At 44.4% G+C, this 26517-nt stretch carries 28 protein-coding genes; 7 read left to right on the top strand and 21 right to left on the bottom strand.

Annotation, left to right across the window (positions count from 1 at the left end; all coding sequences use genetic code 11):
• Positions 1 to 71 precede the first annotated feature (71 nt).
• From DK187_RS14735 to DK187_RS14720, 4 genes are all read right to left on the bottom strand, one after another.
• Positions 72 to 2852 carry a TonB-dependent receptor gene (locus DK187_RS14735; RefSeq protein ID WP_111608114.1) on the bottom strand — a complete coding sequence of 927 codons (2781 nt, stop codon included), beginning with the start codon at positions 2850 to 2852 and terminating at the stop codon, positions 72 to 74.
• Positions 2853 to 2966: 114 nt separating this feature from the next.
• Positions 2967 to 3950 carry a DUF4880 domain-containing protein gene (locus DK187_RS14730; RefSeq protein WP_111608113.1) on the bottom strand — a complete coding sequence of 328 codons (984 nt, stop codon included), beginning with the start codon at positions 3948 to 3950 and terminating at the stop codon, positions 2967 to 2969.
• Between the two features lie 5 nt (positions 3951 to 3955).
• Positions 3956 to 4474, bottom strand: coding sequence for a sigma-70 family RNA polymerase sigma factor (locus tag DK187_RS14725; RefSeq protein WP_111608112.1), 519 nt, complete (start codon positions 4472 to 4474; stop codon positions 3956 to 3958).
• A gap of 153 nt (positions 4475 to 4627) precedes the next feature.
• Positions 4628 to 5293 (bottom strand): glutathione S-transferase, encoded by a 666-nt coding sequence (locus DK187_RS14720; RefSeq protein ID WP_111608111.1) that lies wholly within the window; start codon positions 5291 to 5293, stop codon positions 4628 to 4630.
• Positions 5294 to 5464: 171 nt separating this feature from the next.
• Between DK187_RS14720 and DK187_RS14715 the strand changes: the two genes are divergently transcribed.
• Positions 5465 to 6016, top strand: a complete 552-nt coding sequence (locus tag DK187_RS14715; RefSeq protein ID WP_111608110.1) for an MSMEG_1061 family FMN-dependent PPOX-type flavoprotein — start codon at positions 5465 to 5467, stop codon at positions 6014 to 6016.
• A 34-nt stretch (positions 6017 to 6050) separates the two neighbouring features.
• Here the strand turns inward: DK187_RS14715 and DK187_RS14710 are convergent, their stop codons facing one another.
• Complete coding sequence (locus DK187_RS14710) at positions 6051 to 6986, bottom strand: LysR family transcriptional regulator (RefSeq protein ID WP_111608109.1); 936 nt, start codon at positions 6984 to 6986, stop codon at positions 6051 to 6053.
• A gap of 182 nt (positions 6987 to 7168) precedes the next feature.
• Here DK187_RS14710 and DK187_RS14705 point away from each other — a divergent pair, with 182 nt between their 5' ends.
• On the top strand, positions 7169 to 7762 hold the full coding sequence (locus DK187_RS14705) for an FMN-dependent NADH-azoreductase (RefSeq protein WP_111608108.1): 594 nt from the start codon (positions 7169 to 7171) through the stop codon (positions 7760 to 7762).
• A gap of 95 nt (positions 7763 to 7857) precedes the next feature.
• Here DK187_RS14705 and DK187_RS14700 read toward each other — a convergent pair whose 3' ends face one another.
• Positions 7858 to 10020 (bottom strand): Tex family protein, encoded by a 2163-nt coding sequence (locus tag DK187_RS14700; protein ID WP_111608107.1) that lies wholly within the window; start codon positions 10018 to 10020, stop codon positions 7858 to 7860.
• A 363-nt stretch (positions 10021 to 10383) separates the two neighbouring features.
• On the opposite strand from DK187_RS14700, the gene DK187_RS14695 reads away from it, so the two are divergent.
• Positions 10384 to 10782, top strand: a complete 399-nt coding sequence (locus tag DK187_RS14695; protein ID WP_111608106.1) for an H-NS histone family protein — start codon at positions 10384 to 10386, stop codon at positions 10780 to 10782.
• An 82-nt stretch (positions 10783 to 10864) separates the two neighbouring features.
• On the opposite strand, the gene trmB is transcribed toward DK187_RS14695, so the two are convergent.
• From trmB to DK187_RS14670, 5 genes are all read right to left on the bottom strand, one after another.
• On the bottom strand, positions 10865 to 11572 hold the full coding sequence (gene trmB, locus DK187_RS14690; RefSeq protein ID WP_111608173.1) for a tRNA (guanosine(46)-N7)-methyltransferase TrmB: 708 nt from the start codon (positions 11570 to 11572) through the stop codon (positions 10865 to 10867).
• 155 nt (positions 11573 to 11727) lie between these two features.
• Entirely contained in the window at positions 11728 to 12144 is a 417-nt protein-coding gene (locus DK187_RS14685) for a DUF423 domain-containing protein (protein WP_111608105.1), read from the bottom strand.
• Positions 12145 to 12147: 3 nt separating this feature from the next.
• Entirely contained in the window at positions 12148 to 13131 is a 984-nt protein-coding gene (locus DK187_RS14680; protein ID WP_111608104.1) for a WD40 repeat domain-containing protein, read from the bottom strand.
• The gene (gene rsd, locus DK187_RS14675) at positions 13103 to 13573 is read right to left on the bottom strand and encodes a sigma D regulator (RefSeq protein WP_111608103.1); all 471 of its coding nucleotides are present in this window, start codon (positions 13571 to 13573) and stop codon (positions 13103 to 13105) included. The genes DK187_RS14680 and rsd overlap by 29 nt, the downstream gene beginning before the upstream one ends.
• Positions 13574 to 13678: 105 nt before the next feature.
• The gene (locus tag DK187_RS14670; RefSeq protein WP_111608102.1) at positions 13679 to 14185 is read right to left on the bottom strand and encodes a disulfide bond formation protein B; all 507 of its coding nucleotides are present in this window, start codon (positions 14183 to 14185) and stop codon (positions 13679 to 13681) included.
• A gap of 229 nt (positions 14186 to 14414) precedes the next feature.
• Between DK187_RS14670 and DK187_RS14665 the strand changes: the two genes are divergently transcribed.
• Complete coding sequence (locus DK187_RS14665; RefSeq protein WP_223232240.1) at positions 14415 to 14765, top strand: flagellar basal body-associated FliL family protein; 351 nt, start codon at positions 14415 to 14417, stop codon at positions 14763 to 14765.
• A gap of 127 nt (positions 14766 to 14892) precedes the next feature.
• On the opposite strand, the gene DK187_RS14660 is transcribed toward DK187_RS14665, so the two are convergent.
• The 4 genes from DK187_RS14660 to DK187_RS14645 form a co-directional block, all read right to left on the bottom strand.
• Entirely contained in the window at positions 14893 to 15177 is a 285-nt protein-coding gene (locus tag DK187_RS14660; protein ID WP_111608100.1) for an oxidative damage protection protein, read from the bottom strand.
• 89 nt (positions 15178 to 15266) lie between these two features.
• Positions 15267 to 16448, bottom strand: a complete 1182-nt coding sequence (chrA, locus tag DK187_RS14655; protein WP_111608099.1) for a chromate efflux transporter — start codon at positions 16446 to 16448, stop codon at positions 15267 to 15269.
• Positions 16449 to 16462: 14 nt separating this feature from the next.
• On the bottom strand, positions 16463 to 17512 hold the full coding sequence (gene mutY, locus DK187_RS14650) for an A/G-specific adenine glycosylase (protein WP_111608098.1): 1050 nt from the start codon (positions 17510 to 17512) through the stop codon (positions 16463 to 16465).
• Between the two features lie 34 nt (positions 17513 to 17546).
• Positions 17547 to 19853, bottom strand: coding sequence for an AsmA family protein (locus DK187_RS14645; RefSeq protein WP_111608097.1), 2307 nt, complete (start codon positions 19851 to 19853; stop codon positions 17547 to 17549).
• A gap of 266 nt (positions 19854 to 20119) precedes the next feature.
• On the opposite strand from DK187_RS14645, the gene hisB reads away from it, so the two are divergent.
• Genes hisB through hisF form a run of 3 tightly spaced genes read left to right on the top strand, consistent with a single transcriptional unit; the run spans position 20120 to position 22219 of the window.
• Positions 20120 to 20713 carry an imidazoleglycerol-phosphate dehydratase HisB gene (hisB, locus tag DK187_RS14640; protein WP_111608096.1) on the top strand — a complete coding sequence of 198 codons (594 nt, stop codon included), beginning with the start codon at positions 20120 to 20122 and terminating at the stop codon, positions 20711 to 20713.
• 12 nt (positions 20714 to 20725) lie between these two features.
• On the top strand, positions 20726 to 21388 hold the full coding sequence (gene hisH, locus DK187_RS14635; RefSeq protein ID WP_111608095.1) for an imidazole glycerol phosphate synthase subunit HisH: 663 nt from the start codon (positions 20726 to 20728) through the stop codon (positions 21386 to 21388).
• Between the two features lie 57 nt (positions 21389 to 21445).
• Positions 21446 to 22219 (top strand): imidazole glycerol phosphate synthase subunit HisF, encoded by a 774-nt coding sequence (gene hisF, locus DK187_RS14630; protein ID WP_111608094.1) that lies wholly within the window; start codon positions 21446 to 21448, stop codon positions 22217 to 22219.
• Between the two features lie 69 nt (positions 22220 to 22288).
• Here hisF and DK187_RS14625 read toward each other — a convergent pair whose 3' ends face one another.
• From DK187_RS14625 to cbiB, 6 genes are all read right to left on the bottom strand, one after another.
• Positions 22289 to 22621 (bottom strand): DUF1904 family protein, encoded by a 333-nt coding sequence (locus tag DK187_RS14625; RefSeq protein WP_111608172.1) that lies wholly within the window; start codon positions 22619 to 22621, stop codon positions 22289 to 22291.
• Positions 22622 to 22671: 50 nt separating this feature from the next.
• Entirely contained in the window at positions 22672 to 23079 is a 408-nt protein-coding gene (locus DK187_RS14620) for a DUF2914 domain-containing protein (RefSeq protein WP_111608093.1), read from the bottom strand.
• 169 nt (positions 23080 to 23248) lie between these two features.
• On the bottom strand, positions 23249 to 23746 hold the full coding sequence (gpt, locus tag DK187_RS14615) for a xanthine phosphoribosyltransferase (protein WP_111608092.1): 498 nt from the start codon (positions 23744 to 23746) through the stop codon (positions 23249 to 23251).
• Positions 23747 to 23855: 109 nt separating this feature from the next.
• Positions 23856 to 24368, bottom strand: coding sequence for a bifunctional adenosylcobinamide kinase/adenosylcobinamide-phosphate guanylyltransferase (gene cobU / locus DK187_RS14610; RefSeq protein ID WP_111608091.1), 513 nt, complete (start codon positions 24366 to 24368; stop codon positions 23856 to 23858).
• Positions 24365 to 25492 carry an aminotransferase class I/II-fold pyridoxal phosphate-dependent enzyme gene (locus DK187_RS14605; RefSeq protein WP_223232241.1) on the bottom strand — a complete coding sequence of 376 codons (1128 nt, stop codon included), beginning with the start codon at positions 25490 to 25492 and terminating at the stop codon, positions 24365 to 24367. The genes cobU and DK187_RS14605 overlap by 4 nt, the downstream gene beginning before the upstream one ends.
• Positions 25462 to 26442 (bottom strand): adenosylcobinamide-phosphate synthase CbiB, encoded by a 981-nt coding sequence (cbiB, locus tag DK187_RS14600; RefSeq protein ID WP_111608090.1) that lies wholly within the window; start codon positions 26440 to 26442, stop codon positions 25462 to 25464. The genes DK187_RS14605 and cbiB overlap by 31 nt, the downstream gene beginning before the upstream one ends.
• Positions 26443 to 26517: the final 75 nt, after the last annotated feature.

The following is a 26517-nucleotide window of genomic DNA, read 5'->3' as shown; positions in this document are numbered from 1 at the left end:
ATAAAGAAGTAAACAAATGCTCAATAGAGCATTTGTTTATCAACAGGACAGGAGATAAGAGAAACATCGGCTTAGAAACGCATGCCGACTTCCATAGAGATTTTTCTACCGGAGGTAAAAGACTGAGTTGCTGTAGAAGACGTGGAAGTTGTTGTCGATACAACATCATCGAATAAGTTGGTAATTTTTGCTTCTATGTAACCTTCACTACTCGCAAATAATGGTGGAGAAAAACGAATTTTCGTATCTAACGTCACCAGATCATCAAAGTCCTTATCTTTGTATACTGTCAACTCTTTACCGTCGGCATCGGTGTAGCTGCTTGAGCTATCTGACTGAGCCACAACACCACCGCTTTTTACATTAACAAAGTTACTCCACTGAAGGTGCCAAGCAGGAATATTGGTTGTGGTACTCAACTTAACCGTAAATGGTATGTTGTAATCCCAAGAAGGCAAGTCTGCAAAGTCGATCTCCTCTCCGTTGTAGTAGACACGTTCCTCGTCTTCTAGATTCTCTTCATAGCCCTCGTCACTTTGAACATTGGACTTACTTTCTTTCCAACCAAGAGAGAAGCTTGCTTTAGTAAAAGTATTAAATACCTCAAGAGGAGTACGTTGCTGGAAAGCGAGCTCAACACTGTTATTAGAACTACGTCCTTCGTTAGTATAATAATAAGACCCTCTTGATCCCGCGAGCTTTACGCTATCCCTGCTTTCACGATTAACTAAGGTTAAAGACGCGTCCACAGGCCCCATAACTTGGTCTATACGGAACATGATTTCATCAGAATAAGGCGTTTTCAAATCGTAATCTGAAAAATTAGCATAATCACTAGAATTTGTGTCAGGACTGCTGCTAATACTGCCATCTCTATTATATCGAGTCGTTGTATACCAGGTTTTCATTTCATTTCTTAGGGCATATTTTAAGAAACTACGCCCATAATAACGGCTAGCACCTGTGGTTAATCGTGTACTATCATCACCAAAAACATCCCATTGCAAGTTGGCTCGCGGAGCAATATTGACATTATCAAGCAGAGTTTCATGATCGGCCCGAACACCAGCCGTCAATGTCCAGTCATGAATATCAATTCGATCCTCAAGATAAACCCCATAACTTTGATAATGCTTGGTTATTTTATTGCCTTCCAAAACTCCGTACCTTGTAAGGTATTCATCATTTTCATCATGAACACCGTCCCTGTTTGAATCCTTACACCCAGAGCCAGTACTTCCGGATAGACAGGCATACTGGTAATACTCACTACCATAAGCTTGATAAAACGCTTTTTTGAATGCTAAATCAGCGCCAAGGGTGAACGTGTGTTGCGTCTGACCAAGAGCAATCGCATCACGCACCCACTTTGTATTAATACTGAAGGTATCTTGTTGCTGCAAAATATCACCGTAACCGCCAGAATACGGAAGACCATTATAATAATTCGCAGAAGGATGAAACGAATATACATTAGACTGAGAATCAAGCTCGTCGAAGGAGCGATCGAATGCGGTATCAATGGTTAACACACTATTGTCAAAGCGATAGTCGAAGTTATTCCCTACTCCGTAAGCGGTATGCGACTTAACAAAAGTATCATTATAATCCGTTGATGTTAAGCCATCATGAAAACGGTCTGAATAGCGAAACGAAAAACCTAAATCGAGTCTATCATTCACTTTTGCATCAATTCGCCCCATCAGGTTATCAATGGTGTCATCATAATATATTGACCTGACTTCATCGGAACGATTTTCATATTGCTGCCTGAACTCAGAGGTTTTTCTAGACACCGTCAAGGTAGAACCGACTTTGTCGGAAAGACCCTTTAAAACGGTTACCGAGTAATTTTGTTTTTTATATTCCGGCGTATAAGCACCATCGATACTGTCAGCACCATAAAATTCTTCGGCTTTTCTCTCGTCAAAGTGAAATTTCTCCCATGCGTCTTTAGACAATCCATATTTGATAAAAACGGAATCTTCGCCATCATAACGCTTCAATCTAGCGTCAATCACGCCCCCCATAAAACCGCCGTATTCCACAGGGATATTACTGCTGTAAACCTTGACCTGTTCTAGAGCATCCACATCCATGTAATAACTCTGTGGCGAGCTTCCAGAAAGCGTTGACAGATTAGCATTTGAAATTGGGTTAGTATAACTATCACCTGCACTGCTTGAACCTGGATCAAAATCATTAGATGTATCGATACCATCGATCATGAAGGCGTTTTGATAATAATCCTGTCCATAAATAGACACTTCATCAGGACGCATACTGCCACTATTTGTCGAACTACTACTAGAACGGCTGAAGTTAACGGCTGTGTTGGTACGAAGCAAGTCGGTTAAATTTCCCCCTTCGGTTGGCATGGCTTCAATCTCTTCCGAGCCGATAGTCTGAACACCCACCTCTTTCTGGCTTTTCATTTCTCTCACCATCAAAGGCGACAAATTAACGCCGTCTTCCGTCTGTGTTACTGAGTTTTCATCAACTAACACTACGCTGTTTCCATCCCCTCTTTGATAAGATAACCCTGTTCCTACTAGCAATAGCTCTAACGCCTGTTCCGTCGAGTATTCGCCTTCAAAACCTACCGTTTGCTTACCACTCAGCAGTTGCCCGCTGCCGCCCAAAAACAGACCAGAGGTAGCAGCAAAAGCATTAACCGCTTTAGACAAAGATCCGGCACCAATCTTGTAATAACGCATATCTGCGGACACAGATTCGGCATACACAATAGACACAGGCAATATAGAAAAACCACTCACTAACGCAATCTGCAGCGCCAGTAGCCTTGGGGCTGCACGACGCTTAAAAGACGGTATTGCAGGACGAGATGACATAGAAACTCCGTAATAGTAATGCTTATTACTACTATTACCGAACAGGCAGAGTAAAAGGGGACATGAAAACGTCTACTTTTTAATAAATATTTAATGCAGTCGCTTTATGGTGAATTAAACAGGAGAAATACTGATCCACCAAGGCAGCGTTTCTTTAACGTGAAGAGGGAAACTGCTCTCTAGCATGCTAAATATCACGTCTGTATTTTGCACGGGATACGTTCCAACCACACGCCAGTCCGCAATGTTTGGGTCAACGTTAATAAAACCGTGGCGATAGCGGCTCAGCTCGTTGACAAAGTCAGACAAAGGCATGTCTTCTACGACCAACAAGCCTTTTACCCAAGATTCATATAAGGCCAACGCCGGCCTTACTTCAGCAAAGGATTGCGGAGTAAAAGTAACGGATTCTCCAGCGTGAATTTCTTTTGTGACAGTCGATTCATTCAAGGCAATAGACAAAGTACCACGATACACAGAGAGGATGGCTTGCTGGTCAGGTAAATGTCGCAGACAAAACCGCGCCTTATCGGTCATTGGACGCACGGTAGCCTGACCACAAGACAGGGCAAAAGGTCGACTATCTTGGTTTGCTAGCTCCACAAAAGCCTCACCCGACAGCAAGGATAGGTGTCGAATAGCGGCGGTATAATAAGGAGTCATTGCACTGTTGGTGTTTAACCACACATGGGAACCGTCTTCTAAAGAGAAGGAAGACTGCTCGCCCACCGAGGTATGAAAATCGGCGTGCCACGCCGCCACCATTGAAGGCAATGCGGTGTTTTGCCAACTCACCCACCCCAACGAGGCAATACCGGCCAAACCAAGCACCCCTTTCATAAACTGACGCCGACTAACAGTGTGCGTTTTGTCTAATACATAACTCGCTGATTGCTGAGACTCAGGGTTTTGAAAAGAAGAAAACATAACACTGACAGACTCCACCTGCTGCCACGCTTTACGGTGCACGTCGTCTTCATTCAGCCATCGCTGCCATGCCGCCTGATCGACCTCCGAGACAGGTGTATCAGATAAAACGGCAAACCACTCAGAAGCGGCCTCAAGATGGGCATAGGTGACAGATTGAGATGAAGTCATAATATCTACAAAGACAAGTCAGATTTAAGCAAAACACAGTGTAACATGGCCTGCGCCATATAGCGTTTTACCATTCTTTCAGAGACAGACAAGCGCTGAGCGATGTCTGAATACGTTAAACCATGTATTTGAGATAAAATAAAGGCATTGGCCACTTTTTTAGGCATTTTGGCAATCATCGCGTCCAACTCACAAAGCAACTCTATCATCGACGCAGAATGCTCTGCGGAAGGATAAAACGCTTCCTCGCTGTGCATTAACGACTCTAACCAAGCCTGCTCTATTTGCTTACGACGCCATTGATCAATATATAATCCCTTAGCGACTGTGCTTAAAAACGCTCTAACCTCACCCATATTGGCGAAATATTTTGGCTTTTTAAGTAATCGAACAAAAGTATCTTGGGCAATGTCAGCCGCCAATTCCTGACAGCCTAAACGTTTACGGATCCATCCTGTTAACCACGAACTGTGTTCCACATAAAGCTCACCAACGTTTTGGGGAACTTGGTGCTCAGGTGCCATTAATCCGTTAAACCTCTTTTAAATAGAAAAACTAAGAGGTGCAAAATACACTTAATGAGAACGAATATCAACAAATAGTGCAGAATTTAGACACCACACTAACACCCTTAATAAAGTAAACACTAGTGCGGTGCATAAACGTCCCACGAACACCTATAGTGTTGTAAACGCACCACCTTTTTCTATCGCTTTTTGATACGTTGGAATGGCTTCGACTTGCTTAATAAAACGAGCAATATTAGGAAATTTAGCCAAATCCATGCGCGTACTTGAAGCTTGCAATGGAAAACTCATCTGAATATCAGCGGCCGTTAACGTGTCACCAACCAACCAAGTATGCTCACCTAAGGTCTTTTCGATAAAAAGCAGTTGCGGCTGAATACGTGGCATAATGAATTTTTCTTGGATTTTCCCCGTTAATGCCTTTGCGATCGGTTTCACAAAAAAGGGCATTGGACTTTGTGGGACCTTCATCATCACTAACTTCATCACCAACAGCGGCATCAACGAACCTTCTGCGAAGTGCAACCAATAACGATAATCTAATAGCGCCTGACCTTCTGTTGGTCTTAAACGATTGTCAGCGTCATATTTGTCTAATAAATATTCTATTATTGCGCCCGATTCCGCTACCGTTAGCCCGCCATCCGTAATAACCGGTGACTTACCAAGAGGGTGTACTTTTTTTAACGATTCTGGCGCTGACGCTGTGTCTGGGTCGCGCTTATATTCCACAATGTCATACTCTAAACCAAGCTCTTCCAGCAACCATAAGATACGCTGAGATCGTGAGTTTTCTAAATGATGTACTGTAATCATATCGCCTCCTTTTGCTCTAAAAAAAATAAATGTAACTTATTCAAAAACCGCTTCAGACTTTCTTATACGCAGAAAAATGCTAATTAGATGACCTCCTCATGATGGCATTAGTGTTATAGAATGAACACTACGATAAAATCAAACATCGACCATACAGACAAAAGGACTGGCATGAGCCAAATAACATCACTAGAGCAACTAGAAGCCCTCTACGATCAGCCTCACCCACTGGCTGTAAGTAAAGAAATCACCGAGCTTGAACAGCACGCCGTTACCTTTATAAAAAACAGTCCTTTTGTTCTTATTTCTACCACCGATAAAAATGGCTTCGCAGACATCTCGCCTCGTGGCGGAGAAGCGGGATTCATCAGAGTCTTGGACTCAAAAACACTGGCTTTTGCAGACTCTGCGGGCAATAACCGCTTAGACAGCCTAAAAAACCTTGTTACTCAACCTGAAATGGGGTTGCTGTTTATGATTCCAGGTATTGGTGAAGTTGTCCGCGCAAAGGGCATTGCCAGTTTGCATCGTGATGAGGATCTTCTATCGCTCTTTAGTGACCCTAAACCACCAAAATTAGTCGTGAAAATTCATATTGAAAAAATACTGTTCCATTGCCCAAAAGCCATCGCTATCGCGAAGTTATGGAATGTAGAAAGCCACGTAGACCGTGCTCTCCTTCCCTCTTTATTGCGTATTATTCAAGATCAAACCAGCGAGTGATCTTTTAAATACTCAGCACAGATAACACTTTCTATCATTTTAAAAACGAAGTGTTATCTGCTGTGATGACAGAACGTTTTGGACAACTGTTGCATTCGGCTTGAAGTAGTTCTACCAGCAGCCGTGTCGCTGGACCAGTACGCTCACCTTTACCAAAAATGGCATAGAGATGGAAATTGCGCTCACTACCCGAAACAAGGTTAAGTTTCTGTAATTTTCCGCTGTCCAACTCATCGTGTATGTCTGCTTTTGGCAGCCAAGCGAACCCGATGCCACTAACTACAATTTCTAATGCTGATTGCACACTGGATACAGTCCAGCGGCGATCGGTGCCTAGCCAACCTGCATCCATAGACGTTTCTACAGCAGAGTCGCGAATAACCAACTGCAATTCTCGACTTAACCGTTCGTTATCGATTAAACCTTCCTCCTGAAACAAAAGATGCTGTGGAGAAGCAACTGCAAGCAACTCAACCTCAACGATAGGATCCGCAAGATACCCTTTTGGCACGATCGCACTTAACACAAGATCTGGCCGACCTTGCTTTAAGGCTTCTAAACCACCGCTTAACACCACTTCTTTGAGCTGAACTTGTGTTCCCTTACTTTGTGGTTCAAATAACTTTAATGCGCGTAATAAAGCCGGTGTAGGAAATGTCTGATCAACAACCAACTCTAATTCTGGCTCCCAGCCTTGCCCCAAGGTATGCGCAAGCTCTTCTAAATCAATCGCTTCTTTTAAAAGGTGCCGTGAACGGCGCAATAATACTTCACCGCGCTCGGTCAGCTTGGCTTTACGACCTTCTATAATCAATAAAGGATAACCTAACTGCTCTTGCAGTTTGGCTACGGTATAGCTAACAGAAGATTGGCTTTTATGCAGAGCCTCAGCGGCTTGAGCAAAACCACCTTTATCGACAACCGATTGCAGTACTCGCCACTGTTCTAAGGTTACTCTTGGGGCTTTCAAAGTGATTCTCTTTTAATAAGGTCAATTAGCTATAATAATTCAACAGCAAAAGTATCGCATTTTTCGATCAATATCTTCAATAAATGTCGCTTTTTAATCGAATAATTTGGTTATAGTATGGAGCAACTGTCAAATACCAGAGCCAAATAGGCTCAATACTTTATTACGGAGAATGTATTTTTATGGCAACTTTATTACGTATCGATTCTAGTGCCTCTGGCGAAAACTCTAAATCTCGTCAATTGGCGAATGAATTTGTTGAAAAATGGCTCGCCAAAAATCCTGACGGCAAAGTGGTTGCCCGTGATGTAGCTGCGAACCCACTACCACATTTTACTAGCGAGACGCTCGGTGCACTATTCACATCTGAAGAAAGTCGCACTGCTGAGCAAAAAGCCATTGTAGCGATTGGCGACGAATTGATTACGGAACTAGAATCTGCAGATGTAGTTATCGTTTCTGCTCCAATGTACAACTTCGGCATTCCTTCTACCTTAAAGTCTTACTTTGACTATATTGCTCGTGCTGGTCGTACCTTTAAATATACAGAAACTGGCCCTGTTGGCTTGGTAAACAAAGATGCCTACATCTTTGCTGCAAGCGGCAGTTTCTCTGCAGGTGAAGCATTTAATCACCAAGTACCGCACATTCAAACATTCCTAGGCTTCATTGGCCTAAATGTGAAAGAGACTTTCATTGCTGGTGGTCAAGCAATGGGCGCACCTGGCGAAGAAGCGTTCAATGAAGCAAAAGCACAAATCGCAGTAGCGGTTTAAAATTCGTCACTATCCCTTTTACACTAACGTTATGCGTTATTCTAAAACCGATTAGAACCCTCTAATCGGTTTTTGTTTTTTTAAAGATAAATTGATCAAAGCCCATTTGCCTTTAATGCAATACGTTTACGCTGCACATCTACTTCAAGCACGGTCACATTGACAACCTGCCCTACTCGTACAAAATCCCTTGGATCTTTCACAAAACGATCTGCTAGCTGAGAGATATGAATCAAACCATCTTGATGCACACCCAAATCCACAAACGCGCCAAAGGCAGCCACATTGGTGACAACGCCCTCTAAAACCATGCCTTCTTGAAGGTCTTCTAACGTTTGCACACTTTGATCAAATGACGCATAACGAAACTCAGGCCGCGGATCTCGACCAGGTTTAGCAAGCTCATTGAGAATATCCGAATACGTAAAATCTCCCGCTTGCGCAAAACTGGGCGCTAATTGTCTCAGCTGCTGCAAAGCACCGCTGTTATTCAGCAAATCGTGCGCTTTTAACTTTAATTGCGCCGCCATTTTCTGCACTAAAGGATAGGACTCAGGATGAACACCTGACTGATCCAACGCCTCTTTACCATTTAGTATTCTTAAAAAACCCGCGCACTGTTCAAAACATTTATCGCCAATACCTTTGATTTTTAATAACTCGGCACGGGATTCTATTCGACCTTTTTGTTGACGATAATCGACAATATTCTGTGCTAAACGATGCGTTAAACCTGACACGTAAGACAGTAAAGAAACAGAAGCGAGGTTAATATCAACGCCCACTCGGTTCACACAATCTTCCACAACATTAGCAAGGGATTTTGTCAGTTGAGAAACTTTTACATCATGTTGATACTGTCCCACACCAATGGCTTGAGGATCGATTTTTACCAGCTCAGCAAGAGGGTCTTGAAAGCGTCGTGCAATCGATACCGCCCCTCGAATCGTGACATCTAAATCAGGAAATTCTTCTATTGCTATTGGCGAAGCAGAATACACAGACGCCCCCGCTTCACTAACGACAACAGCACGGCATTCTAGGTTGGATTCTTTTATCAGCGCCTTGATTAAGGCTTCAGTCTCTCTTGAAGCCGTACCGTTACCAATTGCCACCCAACCAATGCGGTGCTGATGAATGAGTGTAGACAGCATGGCATTCGCTTCTTGTATGCGATTTTGAGGCCCATGCGGGTAAATAACACCATGATCTAACAAAGAGCCTTGCTCATTAATGACCGCTAACTTAACGCCATTACGAAAACCTGGGTCCACACCTAATACTCGGTGAGCACCGGCAGGAGCGGCCATCAATAAATCCTGAAGATTGTTAGCAAATACCTGTATGGCGCCCTCCTCAGCTCGCTCTTTCAATTGCGCAAGCACATCGGACTCTAATTTCGGCAATAATTTATTTTCCCAAGCTAGGTTTAAATAACGATATTGCAATGCGGTCATCCTTTGAGACTCAGGTGCCTTATTATCAAGTAATTGATTAAGGTGAGGAAAAATTAGTCTACTGGGATAACCAACCGTATCTTTTAAGGACACACTGAGTTTAAGAATGGCTTCTTTTTTGGCTCGGAAAAGAGCTAATAATCGATGAGAAGGCACTTTATTGATCGCTTCTTGATAATCAAAGTAATCTCTAAACTTTTCACCTTGCTCTTTTTTTCCACGTAAAACACGGCTGGTTAAAATACCATCTTTCAAGAGCTCTTCACGCCCCTTTTTCAGAACGTCACTGTCATTTGCGATTGCTTCATTCAATATTTCCGTCACGCCTTCTAATGCAGACTCAGCAGACATACTAATGGCATTCTGCTGACACCAGGCGGAAACAGCAGGTAGAGTGTCTGCCTGACGACCTGTCCAAATCAGTGTAGCCAAAGGCAAAAGCCCCTGCTCTTTCGCTTCGTCTGCTTTCGTTTTACGCGTTTTCTTATAGGGTGAATAGAGATCTTCTAGTTCATTTTTAGACGTTGCCTGACGAAGCTTATTAAGTATCGTAACTGGCACCGCTGGATCCTGTGACAATGTCGCGAGAATGCTCTCTTGACGTTTTTTAAATTCTGCAAGATATTGCCATCTATCGTAAAAAGAACGTAAATCTATATCGCTCATACCGCCCGTACTTTCTTTTCGATACCGAGCGACGAAAGGGACCGTTGCCCCCTCTTCAAATAACTGAATAATATTGTCACTGTATTTTTTTAATATAGAAAACTCTGAACTTAAGTTATCTGATATAGAATTCATGTATTATCCTATTGTTTACACTTTTCTAACGATTCCAACGCATTATTTGATTAGCATGTTAGAGTATTTTTTATTAAAATCCACAACTCAAACTTGAAATAGTATAAAATCACACCACACTGTATTAGCAAGCCATTCAAGATTTTACAGGTTGACGTTAATATTGAGTTAGCATTACAAGATAAAGTTCATTTTCATCTCTGATTTAGATCCATGCTCAGACAGAAAATAAAGTTTCTCTATCTTAAAAGATTTATTGATTTAAACGCGCCACTGGATGTAAAAGACGGATCTCTTTTTCAGTGCAAGACCAACCAGTTATTAAGAGACAACCAGTTCTTAACAGATAAATAGGGGACACTAATGAGTTTATTACTAGAATTAGCAAGCAATAAAGCAAAAGCACGCGCGGCCGCCAAAGAACTAACCGTTGCGCAGCTAGAAAACCTAATTGCTGGCTTCAACAATGCACTTGAAAAAGTCAAAGAAGAAGAAGCAGCGCGCGAAGCTGAGCAAGCAATGAAATCTGCTCGTGCAGAAGAAATTGCCACTCTAATCGCAAAAAGCGGCCTAACTATGGAAGAGATTGCTTTATTGACGGCACCAAAAGCAGGCGCTGCAAAAGGCAAAACAGTAGAACCCAAATATCGCCTAACGGTTGATGGCGAGGTTCATGAATGGACTGGTCGTGGACGTACACCAAAAGTATTCCAAGAACATTTTGATGCTGGCAACAGCCGTGAGAGCGTTGAGATTAAATAATCTCAACATTTCACCAATAAAAAAGCGACTCAATGAAGTCGCTTTTTTATTGTCTGTTGTCCTAGCTAGACATACAGCTTAATTACTTTTTAGTGTAAATCAAATCCCAAACACCATGACCTAAGCGTTCACCGCGCTGTTCAAACTTAGTAAGCGGTCGCCATTCTGGGCGTGGGTGATATAAGCCCTTTCCAGCGGCATTTTCATACAACACCTGCTCCTCCATGACTTCCATCATATGTTCGGCATATGGCTGCCAATCCGTTGCCATATGAAAGTGTCCACCATCCCTCAACACATTAGCCACTTGCTCTGCAAATAAAGGCTGAACAATACGACGCTTGTTGTGTTTCTTTTTATGCCAAGGGTCTGGAAAAAACAATTGGAAAGCACTGGCTACGTTTTGTGGTAAGCAGTTCGCCATCACTTCTATGGCATCATCACAATATACGCGTAAATTAGTAATGCCTTGCTCTTTGGCTAGCATCATCAGTTTTGCCACCCCAGGTGGATGCACTTCAATACCAATAAAATCTTTTTCAGGAGCGTTTTTTGCCATTTCAGCAAGAGAAGATCCCATGCCAAAACCAACTTCAATAATAACATCGGATTCTCGACCAAATACGGTCGTGTAATCAATTCGACCATCAGCAAGATTCAAACCGTATATGGCCCAATTTGCTTCATAGTTCTTTTGTTGACCTTCCGTCATTCGACCACCGCGTACAACAAAACTGCGGATAGTGCGTTTGTGAAACGGTTCTTGAGCCTCTGTATCGTGTTCTTGCATGGTTTCGTATCGCTTAATTCTACTATGTGACAAGCCAAAATAGGCCATCGTCTCAGCCTAAATCGATCATTAATTCGGCACGCATACTACCGGAAAAACCATGCGATGTCCTGCTTTGTTATCCCTTTTCAAAAGCGTTTGCCCCACAGATCACGTTACTGACTTCTACCTAGACGCCATAAACGATAAATCAAAAAGCACCAAGCCAGCAAATAACATAGGCCACCCAAAGGTGTGACTGTGCCTAAAAATCGGTAGCCCGTTAAGGCCATCGCGTACAAGCTGCCAGCAAATAACATATTACCCAGAAAAAATAGGCATAAAATAAGTTTTCTAGAAGGTAAAGACAAAAGCACAGTGGAAACAATCAAGCCAGCCAATGCATGATACATAAGATACTGGCTACCTGTCTGCCACCACCCCAGCGCCTTCACGTCTAGCATACCTTCAAGAGCATGAGCACCGAACGCCCCTGCCGCAACCGCAATAGCCGCTTGCGCTGCAAATAACGCCGCCCACATTGACTGTTGTCTTTTACTAAACAATGAGAATGAATCAGAGGATTGAGGCATGCATTATTCCAATACGTTTAAGTAACCATTACTTCCAATTGCGTAATAACGATTACCCGGAGCAAAAGCCAAGGACAACACGCTCGCCCCTGCAGGACGACCTTTAGGCAAATAAATACGCCATTCTTTTTGTATTGCACCAGTACTGACTTGCACAAGAGAAACTTGACTATTCACACCACCAACAAGAATGAATCGATTATCTTGTGAAAATACGGCTTGGCTAAGCGTCACGTTGCGGTACTTTAAAGCACCAGTGTCAATATTCGTCAACTCTTTACCATCACGCGTGGACCAAATTTTTGCGTTACCAAGCTGGGCTGCACCAAAGGCATATTTCCCGTCACTTGATAATGCGACACTGGCAATGTCATTACTTAATGTCCACTGGTGTATTTTTTCACCGGTTTGCAAATTCCATAAAATGACATTGGACAAATCATCACCAGTGATTCCAATGCTGCCATCAGACATGACGTCCACAGCTCGAACCGTTGCCCCTGTTCTTAAGGTTTGCTTTATACCACCGTTTTTAATATCAAAAAAACGCGCGGTTTGATCATTCAAACCAATAAGAGCATTGTTGCCATTTTGAGTCAGTTTTAAGGACTGAATATCACCGGGCGTCGACCAAAAGCCTTCAGACATACCCGTTGTGGTATTCCAAAGCACTAATGTGCGAGCGCCACCTGTTGCCGCATAAAGACCGCTAGGATCAATATCAACGCCTACTATGGATGAAAATTCACCTGCAGCATGATTCCAGTTAAAACGTCGCTCATTAACAGCATTTACCCAATAACTGCCACCATGCTGCACGGAACCAATTAACGCAGAGGAACCGTCATCACTCAGCCCAGCAGAATACAGCCCCTGCTCAGCGTATTTTGCTGTACGAATAGGCGCTTCAGCAGAGCAAGACAGCAAGGCAACAGAGCTAAAAGCAATTAAACCAAGCTCAAGCGCTTTTTTCGCTATGTGCTTCATGTAATTCCTTAATCAACTGATCTTCATATTGGAATCGTTCGGCTATCACAAGAATCAAGGCTTTCAATGAAAACGGCAAGGCTTCAAGCTGAGAATTACAATGCTCTTTGGTGTCATACTTATCGTTAAATTCAATCGCGACCTCAGTTGAAGCATCGATTTTTGGCAACAACTTGCGCAACAAAACCAAGGCACTATCGTCGTGAAACTCTTTGGCTTCCAGCGCTAGCTGTTCATAAACCGTAAAATGTCCAACTGACACATAATCCACTAGCATCTCACAAAGAGATTGAATCTTAGGAGTGTCTGTCGGAGTGAACTCACCACGATCACGTAAATAAATACACAACTCGATAAGCTGACGACGCTGCTCAAGCCAACGATCGATAATATCGTGAACACCGCCCCATCGTTCTTGGGCTGTTTTACAACCTTCTAACATATACAGACTCCATCACGCGTTTATTATAATTCACCTTTGTTTCAAGCATATTCCGATCTGTTAACCCCTGCAAGACTATCACCTGAGGGGTTTTGTAACGGTTTACTAGAAAGATGTTTTTTTACCGACTCGCAACGCAATAACAATATTCACCAACGCCATCCCAATAAAGGCAAGCAATGTCCAACCTGGAATACTAATACCGAATAAAGTCCAATGAACTTCACCACATTCCCCTGTTCCCATCACCATTGCCTGCATAATTTCTTGCCATGGAAACACCTCAAACATATAGCTCAACCCTGGCAAACACGCTGGCAACTCATCGCTTGGCAGACTTTGCAAATACAAGTGTCGAATGGCTAAAGCCGCGCCGATCAAAGATAAAACCGTTACCACCCAAGCACACGCTTTGCGAACTTTTACACTCCCCGTCAAGGCGGATAACAAAGACATAACGCCTACACAGAAAAAGGCAATTCGTTGCAACATGCAAAGAGGACAAGGCTCTAATCCCATTTGATATTCCATATAAAAAGCCACCGCTAAAAGCGCGAAAGCGACAAATGCTACCAAACCATGAAAGCGACGAGCGGATAACAAGGCAACCATAGACAACAACCTCTCAGTAAACGAAATAAAATAAAACCAGCTTAAAAATAAACTTGCGCAAGAAAGTAGAAAAATAAGAAAGTACAAAATTACTACTGACAGCAAGCTTTAATGGCAGTTAGTATACTGCCAATTGGAACGAATACGAGAACCTAACATGTCATTGATGATATCCCTGCTTAACAAACATAGTCTTTTTACTTTTTTTTTACTTTACGGACTTACTAGCATGGTCAGCCATGCTGAAGAGGAAGTTGCATCGCCACCAGCCTACGTGGAATTAAAACCAGATTTTGTTGTTAACCATTTAGGTGATGACTCCCGACTAAAATATATCAAAACCAGCATTAGCATTCGAACTGACGTCAACTCAAAAGACTTAATAGAAGCCAATATGCCGCTAGTTAGAGATGCCTTGGTAATGTTCCTTAGCTCACGCACCACAGAACAAGTCACCGGTGCCATAGCACGAGAAAAAACGCGTGAAGAAGCGGCTATTGCGGTCAATGATGCTTTACAGAAAGAAACCAACTTAGCACCCGTGAAAGACATTTTATTTGCCAGCTTTGTCACCCAATAAAAGACACTGCGTCTAATAAACAATAACGTTTACCCACAAAAATGCCCCTTGTTAATCCAATTAACAAGGGGCATTTTTGTTAAAACTTACGACGATGGTTGAGAAAAATCCAACCCGATATCACCGATTAAAGCTCTTTAATATCATCAGGATCAACATAGCCTGACAATTTATCCGTTGCCTCATTGTTAAAGAACTTTTCCATTTGCTCCATCACGTATTTACGAGACTCTGGTTGCATCAAGTTTAATTGCTTCTCATTAATCATCATGGTTTGCAGTTGCTGCCATTCTTGCCAAGCCTGCTTGGAGACATTTTGTAGAATCTCTTGGCCTTTTGCCCCCGGCAATGGAGCACGATCTAAGGCTTCCATTTCTTTCTGAAATTTTTTACAAAAAACCGTGTTCGCCATAAAACTCTCTCGTCATCATAAAAATACAGTATAAATAATGGCGCCAACACAGCAAAATTCAAGGTGAGCATGACTCGTCACTCCTAGAATCAATAACGGCGCACCAGTCCGATTAGAACAAACACAATAATCAACATAAAAATCGAAGGTCGTTTGTATTTCAACCAAATAAATCCTAGGGCAACACAAACAATATCCCACACACTAACAAGGCTTGACGTTCCAATAGGATGGTATAGAGCCGCGATTAATATACCGACTACGGCAGCGTTTAGGCTCGCCACAATACCACGGCATCGCGTATTGCTTGATAAATGGTGCCAGATGTTTTGCGCACCGAGCATCAAGAGCAAACCTGATAAAAACACACCTAATGTTGCGATACCCGCCCACAACCAAACATTGGCTCCTTGCGGTGCCGCAGACGCACCAAGAAAGCTTGCCATGGTAAACATTGGACCAGGAACCGCTTGTGCCGCGGCATATCCAATCAGCAAATTCGCCTCAGAGACACGATCGGAAACAAATGCCGACAGCATAGGTAAAACCACATGACCACCACCGAATACCAGAGCACCAGCTCGATAGAAATCAGCAAACACACCACCTAACCCACTGTCAAAAGCAAAGCTAATTAAAAACAGGCCGACCGATAAAAACAACAAAAACCAAGCACAACGCACCTTAGGTAACGGGTCATGAGCATTTAAAGACGAAAAAGGCAGGAAAAAGCCAATACAAGCGGCGATAACTAACACCACAAGACTGCTAAAACTAAATGGCATCCATATCAGCGTCGCAGCACTCAAAAGAGCCACACACGCCATTGCCTTGCGCTGACAGAAAGATCGCCACATACTCACACAGGCATCAGCCACCACCACCACGGCCAATAATTTCAATGCATGAACAACACCATCGAAAAACACATTCCCCTGCCAGTGGTAACCAAATTGAGCCAAAAGCACCATAACAACAAAAGACGGTAACGTAAAAGCCACAAAGGCAGCTATCGCGCCAAGTAAACCCGCGCGATGATAGCCCAAAGCAAAGCCAACCTGACTCGATCCTGGCCCGGGGACTATCTGACTCAGCGCGACCCATTGGACATATTGAGCCTCACTTGCCCATTGCTTACGCTTAATGAAGGTCTGGTTGAAATAACCAAGGTGCGCAGCAGGCCCACCAAAACTGGTAAAACCTAACCATAAAAACGAGACAAATACCTCGCTAACACGCTTAATATAGGAGCGTTTTTTGTCTGTCATCATGCAAAAAATCCAAATCAGTTAATCTGTTCTAAAATGTTTCTGACTGGCGCAGGCAATCCTTGGGCCAAAGCATCTTGTAGACTAAACCATTGATATTTATTCTCTTCCATCACCAACGTCATAGCGGACAGCTGAATTTGGCTTGGTGCAATATCCAAATGATAATGACTAAAAGTATGTCTAAAAGGTGACAATGGCATGACAGTGTGCACTTGCGTCGCAAAACGCTGTTCAACATGCAAAACAATCGACTCTTCCGACGCCAATTCAGGCAAGCTCCACAATCCTCCCCAGATACCTGTTGATGGACGCTTTTCCAACAAAAGCTGTCCTTGTGGATTATTCAACACCAATAGCTGAATACTCCTCTCAGGTTTTACGGCTTTTTTGGGTTTACGAATCGGAAATTGCGTTGGATCTTGGCTAAGACGCCCTTGGCAGTCACGCTCCAAGGGGCAAAGCAAACACTGAGGTTTGGATCGCGTACAGAGCGTTGCACCTAAATCCATCATGGCTTGCGTGTAATCACCACAACGCGCATTAGGCATATAGTGTTCCGCCAAATCCCACATGGCACTTTCGGTTTTTTTATCACCAGGCCACGTGGGTATGGCATGAAAACGCGCCAACACACGCTTGACATTGCCATCCAGAATCGCCGCTTGAACACCACGAGAAATAGAAAGAATCGCCGCTGCGGTTGAACGCCCAATCCCTGGCAACTCGCAAACACCTTCCACCGTTTGCGGAAATTCACTGTCAAATTCGTCCACCAGCATTTTAGCGGCTTTGTGCATATTACGTGCTCGGGCATAATAACCTAAACCACTCCAATGAGCGAGTACGTCGTCTTGCTCAGCATCAGCCAAAGCCTCCACCGTTGGAAACGACGTCATGAATTTCTGGTAATACGGAATCACTGTCGTCACTTGCGTTTGCTGCAGCATGATCTCAGAAATCCATACACGATATGGGGTTTTATTCTCTTGCCAAGGCAAACTTTTACGCCCGTATTCATCAAACCACGCTAAAACACGGGGCGCAAAATTCTCAACTGCTTGCATCTACTTCTCACGTTCACAACATGTTCAACAGAAACTAAAACAAACTCTTTAGCTTCTCTTTTAATTTTTCTTTTGCTCTTTCTTCCTCTGCTTGACGTTTTTCGTCAAACTCGGCTTTTAATCGCGCTTTTTCTTCTTCAACTTTGCTTTTTAAACGCGCTTTTTCAGCGTCGACTTTTTCTTGCAGACGGGCTTTTTCCTCAGCTGCTTTTTCGGCCAATTCTGCTTTTGCCAAATCCGCAAAGAGCTGACCAAAGCCTTTTATATCCGGACGACATAAACCTGCTGGATCATCGCTAAACTCCCCCTTACACACGATTGGAAACGCTAATTGAGTAACCTTCTCATTCACTTGGCAAGCTTGATCTAAGGTACTACCCGCAATAGCAACGTTCGCCTGATAATCCAATGAGGAGTCGGGTAATGACACAATACCGTTACCCGTCACTTGCACACCTGCCGAACTGATTTTCAAGCCTGGCGTCGACACCTGTCCATTCATAATACGCGCCGGAAAACGCATGGTTTCAAACGGTGTATCAGGACCAAACTTTTGCTCATCAATTTTATCCTTACGGATGGTAGCAATACCCTCACACACTGTCTTTGTTAGGTTTGTGCCTACTAAGGCGCCATTTTTAATGTCGATGAGTAAATCCCCTTGTAGAGACGACATTAAACTGTCTATACGATTGCCCTTGGCGCTTAGTTCACCAGTCAAATAGGTTGCACCCGCTATTTTATCCATGTCCATGAAATCAACCAATAATGGCTGAATCTGCACACCGTCGATGGAAGGAACAATATCAATGGATGGCACACGTCCTCGCACATCTACATTCATCGTTGATGAGACGTTTCCCTTATATAAGGAAGCGTGCAATGGTGACACTTTTATAAAGCCATTGGCTTGCGTGGAGTCAAGTTCGATCTTGTCTATTTTCAGGTTTTTAACCGTTATGTTTTCAAACACTAAGCCGACATGACCATTTAAACTACGCAGCAACTCAACGGGAAGGAGGTCACTGTCGTCTTTCGAGCTAACATCCGCAGCCACTTCTGGTGGCTTTTCTTGCCCCTGATCATCGGCTGGCTCGACTGGCTCGACTGGCTCGACTGGCTCAACTGGCACAGGAAGATAACGGTCTAAATTTAAATTAGCACCCGCAACACTCACATCCCAACGCAAAGGAGACAAAGCCACCACAGCATTGGCCTCTATTTTGGTGTCGTCTAACATAATAGAAATCGGTTGAGCTGTAATAGAATCTAAACTGCCTTCAAATATAATATCGGCACGCGCTTTAGTCAGCGCGGAATCATCGGACATCTCTGGCAACGGTAAGTTTAAGCGCGTCATTAGATAACGAGGATTAAACTCGCCGACTGATAGTACGGCAGAAAATTGAGGATCACTCAATACTTGGTAGGCTTGAACTTTAGCGTCAACATTTACCCCTAAGACACTTAATGCCACGCCCTCAGCCAACACATTCTCTTGCGGCAAATCAATATCCAAATTCACCGCGCTCAGCTTCGCACTCATTGGACTCGCCGGTAAGTTGTCACCCTCTACCTCAGCCGACAAAACTAAAGAATCCAATGTTAGGGATTCACGCTCAGGGAACACGGTAAGATTGGCGTTTAAGGTTGCCTTTGCTTTAATAGGCGACTGACCTTGCAAGTCACTTTGTGTCACCGCAATGTCCATGACCATAGGCCACGCTTTATCCCACTGCACATCGTTTAGCTGAACATTCAAAACGGCATTGATAAGCTGTTTCGTTTGTTCATCACGGTACAACACCTGTGCATTTTCAATGCGTAACTCATCCAATTGAACATCGGGAATCTTGAAAGGTGTGCTATTGCCATCCGTCTGTGTGACGGCATTTGTCGATGCCTGTGTCGCAGAGCGGCTTGATGAATCACTATTCGCCGCACCAGCAGCGGCCGACTCTAATTGCCAGTTGCCTTGGCCATTGACATCCTTATTTAAACTGGCCTTTAGATTGACTAAGTTAACTTTATTCACCTGAATTTTTCGCTCAAGCAAAGGCAAAATTGCCACACCGAATTCAGCACGATCGAATTGCACTATCTCTGGATCATCACCCAAAGCAACGCCGATATTCTCTAACTCAAGCCCAAGCCAAGGGAAAAAAGACCAACTTATATCACCATCCAGACGCAAACTGACATTGGCTTTTTCTAAGGCAACACTTTTAAGTTCGTCTTTAAAATCATTCGGATTGACGAACAACATAACGTACGCCAGTAAAAGAGCAATAATGGCTAACAAGCCCACCACTAATAATGAAAGTCGCTTTATCCAAACCATGACAGACTCCTTTAAGATGTATAACCACAAATGCGTTTGATCTAATTAGCCGCTTACCTTAATTCATACTCAGCGGCGGATTAATTCGCCTATCATAGCATTCGAAGTTGATGTTTATCGACGCAATAGCGACAACTCATCAAAAAACACTCAGACAAAGCATAGAAGCTAAGGAGCCCACGTTCTATAATGGGTACCTTATGTCATGCTCTTATTACACAAAAAGTGGCGACTCTTCGTCACAATCACGGTGGAGAAACCAATCAATGTCCGATCGCATTGCCAGTGTCGAGCGTAATACGCTTGAAACTCAGATTAAGGTGTCGATTAACTTAGACGGTACCGGTAAATTCAGCTGCGTCACAGGCGTTCCTTTCCTTGACCACATGCTTGAACAAGTAGCACGTCATGGCCTGATTGACTTAGACATTCATGCCGTTGGTGACCTTCACATTGACGCTCACCACACAGTGGAAGATTTAGGTATCACGTTAGGACAAGCATTTGACATCGCGGTAGGCGACAAAAAAGGCATCAAACGCTACGGCCATGCTTACGTTCCATTAGACGAAGCACTATCACGGGTGGTGATCGATTTTTCAGGTCGCCCCGGCCTAGAAATGCATGTGCCTTTTACTCGTGGTTCCGTTGGTGGTTTTGATGTGGATTTGTTCTCTGAGTTCTTCCACGGTTTTATTAACCATGCCAAAGTCACGCTACACCTAGACAATCTTCGTGGTAAAAACACCCACCATCAAGCCGAAACCATTTTTAAAGCCTTTGGTCGTGCGTTGCGCATGGCACTAGAAGTGGATGAACGCATGGCTGGTCAAATGCCATCTACCAAAGGTTGTTTGTAGGACACTGTCAGCATGAACGAAATGAAAAAATCCACTGTTGCGGTCATCGACTATGGCATGGGTAACCTTCACTCGGTTGCCAAAGCCCTTGAACACGTAGCAGACGACAATACCACGGTGATCGTCACCAGTGATCCTGCGGTGATTGATGCGGCAGATCGTGTGTTATTACCGGGTGTTGGTGCCATTCGTGATTGCATCGGCGAAATGCACAACGCAGGCCTGGTTCCCAGCATTCGCAAAGCCATGGCGGAAAAACCCTTTCTCGCTATTTGTGTCGGCATTCAGTCGTTGATGACTCACAGTGAAGAGAACGGCGGCGTCGATTGCTTAAACCATTTTAAAGGCAACGCACTGTTCTTTGGTGAAAACCATAAAGATCATGATGGTAGCAAATTAAAAGTGCCACACATGGGCTGGAATCAGGTCAAACACACGATTAATCATCCTCTTTGGGCTGACATTCCGGACAACGCGCGCTTTTACTTTGTACACAGCTTTTATGTGGTCCCAGAGAACAAAAACGAAGTGGCAGGTACCTGCGACTACGGTTTGACGTTCTGTGTCGCCCTTGCCCGTGACAATGTGTTCGCAGTCCAGTTTCACCCTGAAAAAAGCCATAAAGACGGTCTTCAACTTTATAAAAACTTCCTTCACTGGGATGGCAAGCCGTAATAGCAAGCCCTTCAGTTTGTTTGGATAGAAGCATATTAGATTCTAGGAGCGCCATTTATGGGCTTAGCAAAACGTATTATTCCTTGCCTCGATGTGGACAATGGTCGCGTTGTAAAAGGCGTTCAGTTCGTCGATATTCGCGACGCGGGTGACCCTGTTGAAGTGGCGAAACGCTACAATGAGCAAGGCGCCGATGAGATTACCTTTCTAGACATCACCGCCAGTTCGGACGACCGCGCAACCACAGTTCACATGGTGGAAGCCATTGCCAGCCAAGTGTTTATCCCTCTAACGGTAGGCGGTGGCATTCGTACCTGTGAAGACATTCGCCGTATGCTAAATGCTGGCGCTGACAAAGTCGGTATTAATACCGCCGCGGTGTTTAACCCAGAGTTTGTCCGCGAAGCAGCCCAACGTTTTGGCTCCCAGTGTATCGTGGTCGCCATTGACGCCAAAAAAGTCAGTGCCGAAGGCGAGCCTGATAAGTGGGAAATTTTTACCCATGGCGGTCGAAAACCCACTGGCTTAGATGCGGTTGAATGGGCGAAAAAGATGGTGGCATACGGTGCGGGAGAAATTCTGCTGACGAGCATGGATCGTGACGGCACGAAAAATGGTTTTGATCTTGGCATCACCCGAGCAATAAGCGAAGCGGTTCATGTACCAGTCATCGCTTCTGGCGGTGTTGGCAACCTTGATCATCTTGTGGATGGTGTTATCAAAGGCAAAGCCGATGCTGTATTAGCAGCCAGTATTTTCCACTTTGGCGAATACAGCATTCAACAAGCCAAGCAGCGCATGACAGACGCTGGCATAGAAATGCGTTTGTAACCAGTAAGCAAACCTAGAAGCACGACCGATTGCAACGGACGTGCTTCTTTCAATAGGCGAACGCACTGTTTAAAAGTGCTCACCGTTTTCGTAGTAATCCTTACCTTGCAGATCGTGAAAAAGCACGGTGATGTCTTGCCCACTGTCCACCAATGGTCTGACTAATTCTTCAATAATGAGTGCAACCTTGCGTTTCACCTCGTCGCCTCGATCAAACCAAAACACATCAAAAAACGGATACGCAGGAGAGGCTCCGCCAACCGCTAAAAAAGTCGTCGCTTGATACTCAAGAGTAAAGTGTGAATTAGGCGTGTCCGTAATTTCTGCTAAGTTCTCAACTAAAATGTCGGCAATGGATTCTAATTCATCAAACGCCAAGCCGCGTACACGTAAATGGGGCATAACCATCCTTACTTCTAAGAAAATAATTTAATGGAAAGGGAAGCGAGTTGTTACTCGCTATCCACATAGTCAAAAGAGTGAGTCTCTATCACAGCACCATCTTTCACGACATCCACACTCCACTTGCCATCAAAACCTGGCATTAAGCGCTTACTTGACCATACTCGCCAACGATCACCACCAATATCAAACGCGACATCAGCCTGCTCTTCATCATCCAGCTTCCAACGATGAATCACTTGGCTACCTTGCATGTCACGTAAATCCGTGAAGAAATACACTCGCTGTATCTCACCGTATTCTACTTTTACCACGGGACCAATGTCATCGATTGGTTCACGATCCACCACATCCGTCGAAAACTGCGCACGGGCAACCGTGCCTTCCGCCCACGCAGGTAATATCGTTGCAAACGATAAAATACCTATCAAAACAACTCGAGTTAGCGTTTGCCACATATTGAAATCCTATAGTCTTGTTATTTAAATCACTTTTAAGCCATCTATTTTATGAAAACCCAGTGATAAAGTTAGCTCAAAAATACGTAAAAGAAACGAGAGCTTTGTGTCATTTTGCCACACTCTCGTTTCTTTTTTAAATGACAGCCCATTGATGTCGAAGAGCGGCTTATTTTCCTTGGCGATCGGCCAACGGTGTCGAAAAGGTATATTCCATATCCCAAGGAAAGCGAATCCAAGTATCTTGACTGACTTCCGTAATAAAAGTGTCCACCAAAGGCTTGCCAGCCGGTTTGGCATAAATAGTCGCGAAATGGGCTTTTGGCAGCATTTCACGTACTTTCGCAGCCGTTCGACCCGTATCAACAAGATCGTCGACCAGAATAAAACCTTCGCCGTCGCCTTCCACACCTTTTAATACATTCAGCTCACCTTGTTTCATGGCCGCATCGCCCTTTTCATCGGCGCCATAGCTGACAATACAAATGGTATCGATTAAACGAATGTCCATTTCACGGCACAAAATGGCCGCTGGCACCAAACCACCACGGGTAATCGCAATAATACCCTTCCAAGGACCTTGCTCTAGCAACCGCCAAGATAACGCACGAGCATTTCTATGTAACTCTTCCCAAGACACTGGAAAATCTTTTGAATAAGGGGTCATCTTCAAAGCTCCTACACTTTTATCGTTCGTTTTATCTACTAGTTTTATCTACTCTATAAGGTGACGAACAAGTCACCAAACACGCAGACATTAGGTGGAATAGGCCAGATTAGGATTTTAGCGGTAGAGGCAGCCCTGCCGCAACAAAAGTTACCCGATCGGTCAGTTTAGCCAGTGCTTGGTTCATAGCACCTGCCTCATCGCCAAAACGCCTAGCTAGGGCATTCATCGGCATAATCCCCAAACCCACTTCACTGGAAACCAACACTAAATCGCCCTCAAAGCGTTCAACTGCTTGTAACAGCGCACACTTTTCGCTTTCCAATCGAGCGTCGTCTTCCAAACATAATAAATTCGTCAACCACAAGGTAAAACATTCGACAATGACCGCCTGTTCAGGCGTATTAAGAGAATCCAACACACTGGCAAGCGCCAACGGTTCTTCTATTAACTGCCATTCTTTGGGACGATTGTCTTTATGTTGGCGAACCCGGCTCGCCATCTCATCATCCCATACCTGCGACGTCGCCACATAACACACAGGCTTCGCGCAAGCCGCTATCTGCTCTTGCGCAAACGCACTTTTACCACTTCTCACCCCACCGAGAACAAGATGTTTCATGCAAGTTCCCCCCTTGAATGGCCCTGCGTTTGATCTCCTGCGGTTTTTAATAGGCGTATCAAGGCACGGTTTAACGCGTCCATTTCATCCAACGCAGGCAATGCCACACGAATCCAACCGTCCCCTAAACGCGTATGAACGCCCACCTGATGCAACATGGTAAAAACGTGCTCCGCATACGCCTGACTATCAAGAAACCAAGTCGTAAATAAGGCATTCCGTACACTGTCTTGTGAGTCAAAGATGGTATTCAGTTTTGGCATCACTCGCTCAACAAACGCCGCTTGTCGTACGGTCAAATTCTGCAACGCGTGAGATTGCCAAGCGGTATCCGCCAACGCCAAGCTCACCAAATGCAAACTGGGTGTCGCGACAGGCCAAGGTCCCAGTAAATTGTTCAATGCGACTTGCCATTTTGACGCGCAAAAAACAAACCCCACTCTTGCACCCGCCAAACCAAAAAATTTTCCTACAGAACGCATAACAAACAAAGATTCACTCAAGTCCCTTGTCTGTTGATGGTTCAGCACACTCCATTCAGGGGTCGCATCAATAAAAGCTTCGTCCACCACCAAACTGGCGCCTTGTTGCTCTGCATGAGCAACCAACTGAGACAAGATGCTGGCTGACGCGAGCTCACCTGTCGGATTGTTCGGCTGAATCACCACAGCCACCGCCCAATGCTGCGTCAATAATTCCTCTAACGCGTCGTAATAAACAATGTCATAGCCCCATTTCTGCCAAGCAAAAGCATGCTCTTGATAACCAATACGCGGCACAAACACCGTTTGATTAGTTAGACATCCGGACTCCCGCAATAACGGAGGCAAAGATTCAATAATGTGCTGAGATCCAGCCCCTATGGCATTAGGACGACGAGCAAAGTAGCGCTCTGCTTGCTCTAATAGCTCAGTTTGATCTGGCAAGGCCATCCACAACGCAGTAGACACCTCAGGAACCGGCCAAGGTTCTCGGTTACAGGCAGAAGACAAATCCAACCAATTTAACGCGTCGTTGCCCACTTTGCGTTGCCAATAGGCCAAATCACCACCATGTTTGGGGGCGGCAAGCTCAAGATTCACAGGCTTTTTATTCAGATCAAAAGGCATATCACCAATCCCCATAAATACACACTTTTATCCACTAACCAAATGGCTTCTTTTAAATGTTTAGGCCTAGGCATTTCACCCTCTCCTAAAATCGGCCTCGTCTCTATTTTGCCAAAATACGGTGCCTCACCACCCAGTTGAACCCCTAACGCACCAGCACCAGCGGCCATAACAGGACCCGCATTGGGACTTTTCCAACGAGCCGAAGGACGACGAGCACTGCGAATAGCCGCCCGCCAATGACCACAAGCGGCGTAAGTGTAAACCACCAATCGCGCGGGCAGATAATTCAGCACATCGTCAAATCGTGCGGCAAACCAGCCAAAATACAACAAAGACTCGGTTTTATAGCCCCACATAGCGTCTAGCGTATTGGCCAAACGATATAACAACGCTCCTGGTGCTCCCAAGAGTACAAACCAAAAAATCGGCGCAAAAACCGCATCACTGCCGTTTTCCAATACCGACTCAATACCGGCCTTCGCGACGGCAGACTCATCCAAATTTTGCGTATCCCGGCTGACGATATAACTGACAGCAAGACGTGCTTCATTGAGCTTTTCAGCCGCCTCTTCAGTCGTCATTTCAGACGACGGCGACACAGCCGACAAAGGCAGGTAAATAGCCAACGCGTGCTCCCGCAAACTCTGCCAACCAATCGCAAAATACAATATAAGAATAGACAGAATCACATCCAGCAGATTAGGCAGTAGCCAAAACAATACCCATAAGATCAATAACCAAGGCAACACGGCGATCAGCCAAGCCAGTACACCCACCATACGTTGACGAGCCGAGGAGGCATCTAAAGGCAGCTGAGTATGCTTGCGACACAAATCCACCCAACGGCCAAACCAGATCAGCGGATGCCAACTTTTCGGTTCACCTAGCCAGCGATCTAACACCAATGCCGCCAACACCATAAAGCTGTTCGTCGCTAAAAAGTCAAAAATTGAAGTCATCATGAATATAGGTCGTTTTTCACATAATGGGACAATGAGGTAGAATTCTATCACCTTATTGATTTAAAGCGTGATGAC

The organism is Marinomonas arctica (genome assembly GCF_003259225.1).
GTDB classification, from domain to species: Bacteria; Pseudomonadota; Gammaproteobacteria; order Pseudomonadales; family Marinomonadaceae; genus Marinomonas; species Marinomonas arctica.
The sequence above is the reverse complement of the archived record's forward strand: the minus strand, read 5'-3'. Positions and strand labels throughout refer to the sequence as shown.

Bases quoted from the DNA above. Each gene is read 5' to 3' on its own strand.
- DK187_RS14730 (WP_111608113.1), bottom strand. From the start codon at position 3,950: ATGACTTCATCTCAATCTGTCACCTATGCCCATCTTGAGGCCGCTTCT.
- cobU (WP_111608091.1), bottom strand. From the start codon at position 24,368: ATGAAACATCTTGTTCTCGGTGGGGTGAGAAGTGGTAAAAGTGCGTTT.
- DK187_RS14695 (WP_111608106.1), top strand. From the start codon at position 10,384: ATGAGTTTATTACTAGAATTAGCAAGCAATAAAGCAAAAGCACGCGCG.
- DK187_RS14645 (WP_111608097.1), bottom strand. From the start codon at position 19,853: ATGGTTTGGATAAAGCGACTTTCATTATTAGTGGTGGGCTTGTTAGCC.
- DK187_RS14660 (WP_111608100.1), bottom strand. From the start codon at position 15,177: ATGGCGAACACGGTTTTTTGTAAAAAATTTCAGAAAGAAATGGAAGCC.
- DK187_RS14720 (WP_111608111.1), bottom strand. From the start codon at position 5,293: ATGATTACAGTACATCATTTAGAAAACTCACGATCTCAGCGTATCTTA.
- hisB (WP_111608096.1), top strand. From the start codon at position 20,120: ATGTCCGATCGCATTGCCAGTGTCGAGCGTAATACGCTTGAAACTCAG.
- DK187_RS14605 (WP_223232241.1), bottom strand. From the start codon at position 25,492: ATGGGGATTGGTGATATGCCTTTTGATCTGAATAAAAAGCCTGTGAAT.
- mutY (WP_111608098.1), bottom strand. From the start codon at position 17,512: ATGCAAGCAGTTGAGAATTTTGCGCCCCGTGTTTTAGCGTGGTTTGAT.
- rsd (WP_111608103.1), bottom strand. From the start codon at position 13,573: ATGTTAGAAGGTTGTAAAACAGCCCAAGAACGATGGGGCGGTGTTCAC.
- chrA (WP_111608099.1), bottom strand. From the start codon at position 16,448: ATGATGACAGACAAAAAACGCTCCTATATTAAGCGTGTTAGCGAGGTA.
- DK187_RS14735 (WP_111608114.1), bottom strand. From the start codon at position 2,852: ATGTCATCTCGTCCTGCAATACCGTCTTTTAAGCGTCGTGCAGCCCCA.
- DK187_RS14715 (WP_111608110.1), top strand. From the start codon at position 5,465: ATGAGCCAAATAACATCACTAGAGCAACTAGAAGCCCTCTACGATCAG.
- DK187_RS14705 (WP_111608108.1), top strand. From the start codon at position 7,169: ATGGCAACTTTATTACGTATCGATTCTAGTGCCTCTGGCGAAAACTCT.
- hisF (WP_111608094.1), top strand. From the start codon at position 21,446: ATGGGCTTAGCAAAACGTATTATTCCTTGCCTCGATGTGGACAATGGT.
- DK187_RS14625 (WP_111608172.1), bottom strand. From the start codon at position 22,621: ATGCCCCATTTACGTGTACGCGGCTTGGCGTTTGATGAATTAGAATCC.
- DK187_RS14680 (WP_111608104.1), bottom strand. From the start codon at position 13,131: ATGAAGCACATAGCGAAAAAAGCGCTTGAGCTTGGTTTAATTGCTTTT.
- gpt (WP_111608092.1), bottom strand. From the start codon at position 23,746: ATGACCCCTTATTCAAAAGATTTTCCAGTGTCTTGGGAAGAGTTACAT.
- DK187_RS14685 (WP_111608105.1), bottom strand. From the start codon at position 12,144: ATGCCTCAATCCTCTGATTCATTCTCATTGTTTAGTAAAAGACAACAG.
- hisH (WP_111608095.1), top strand. From the start codon at position 20,726: ATGAACGAAATGAAAAAATCCACTGTTGCGGTCATCGACTATGGCATG.
- DK187_RS14620 (WP_111608093.1), bottom strand. From the start codon at position 23,079: ATGTGGCAAACGCTAACTCGAGTTGTTTTGATAGGTATTTTATCGTTT.
- trmB (WP_111608173.1), bottom strand. From the start codon at position 11,572: ATGCAAGAACACGATACAGAGGCTCAAGAACCGTTTCACAAACGCACT.
- DK187_RS14670 (WP_111608102.1), bottom strand. From the start codon at position 14,185: ATGGTTGCCTTGTTATCCGCTCGTCGCTTTCATGGTTTGGTAGCATTT.
- DK187_RS14665 (WP_223232240.1), top strand. From the start codon at position 14,415: ATGGTCAGCCATGCTGAAGAGGAAGTTGCATCGCCACCAGCCTACGTG.
- DK187_RS14725 (WP_111608112.1), bottom strand. From the start codon at position 4,474: ATGGCACCTGAGCACCAAGTTCCCCAAAACGTTGGTGAGCTTTATGTG.
- DK187_RS14700 (WP_111608107.1), bottom strand. From the start codon at position 10,020: ATGAATTCTATATCAGATAACTTAAGTTCAGAGTTTTCTATATTAAAA.
- cbiB (WP_111608090.1), bottom strand. From the start codon at position 26,442: ATGATGACTTCAATTTTTGACTTTTTAGCGACGAACAGCTTTATGGTG.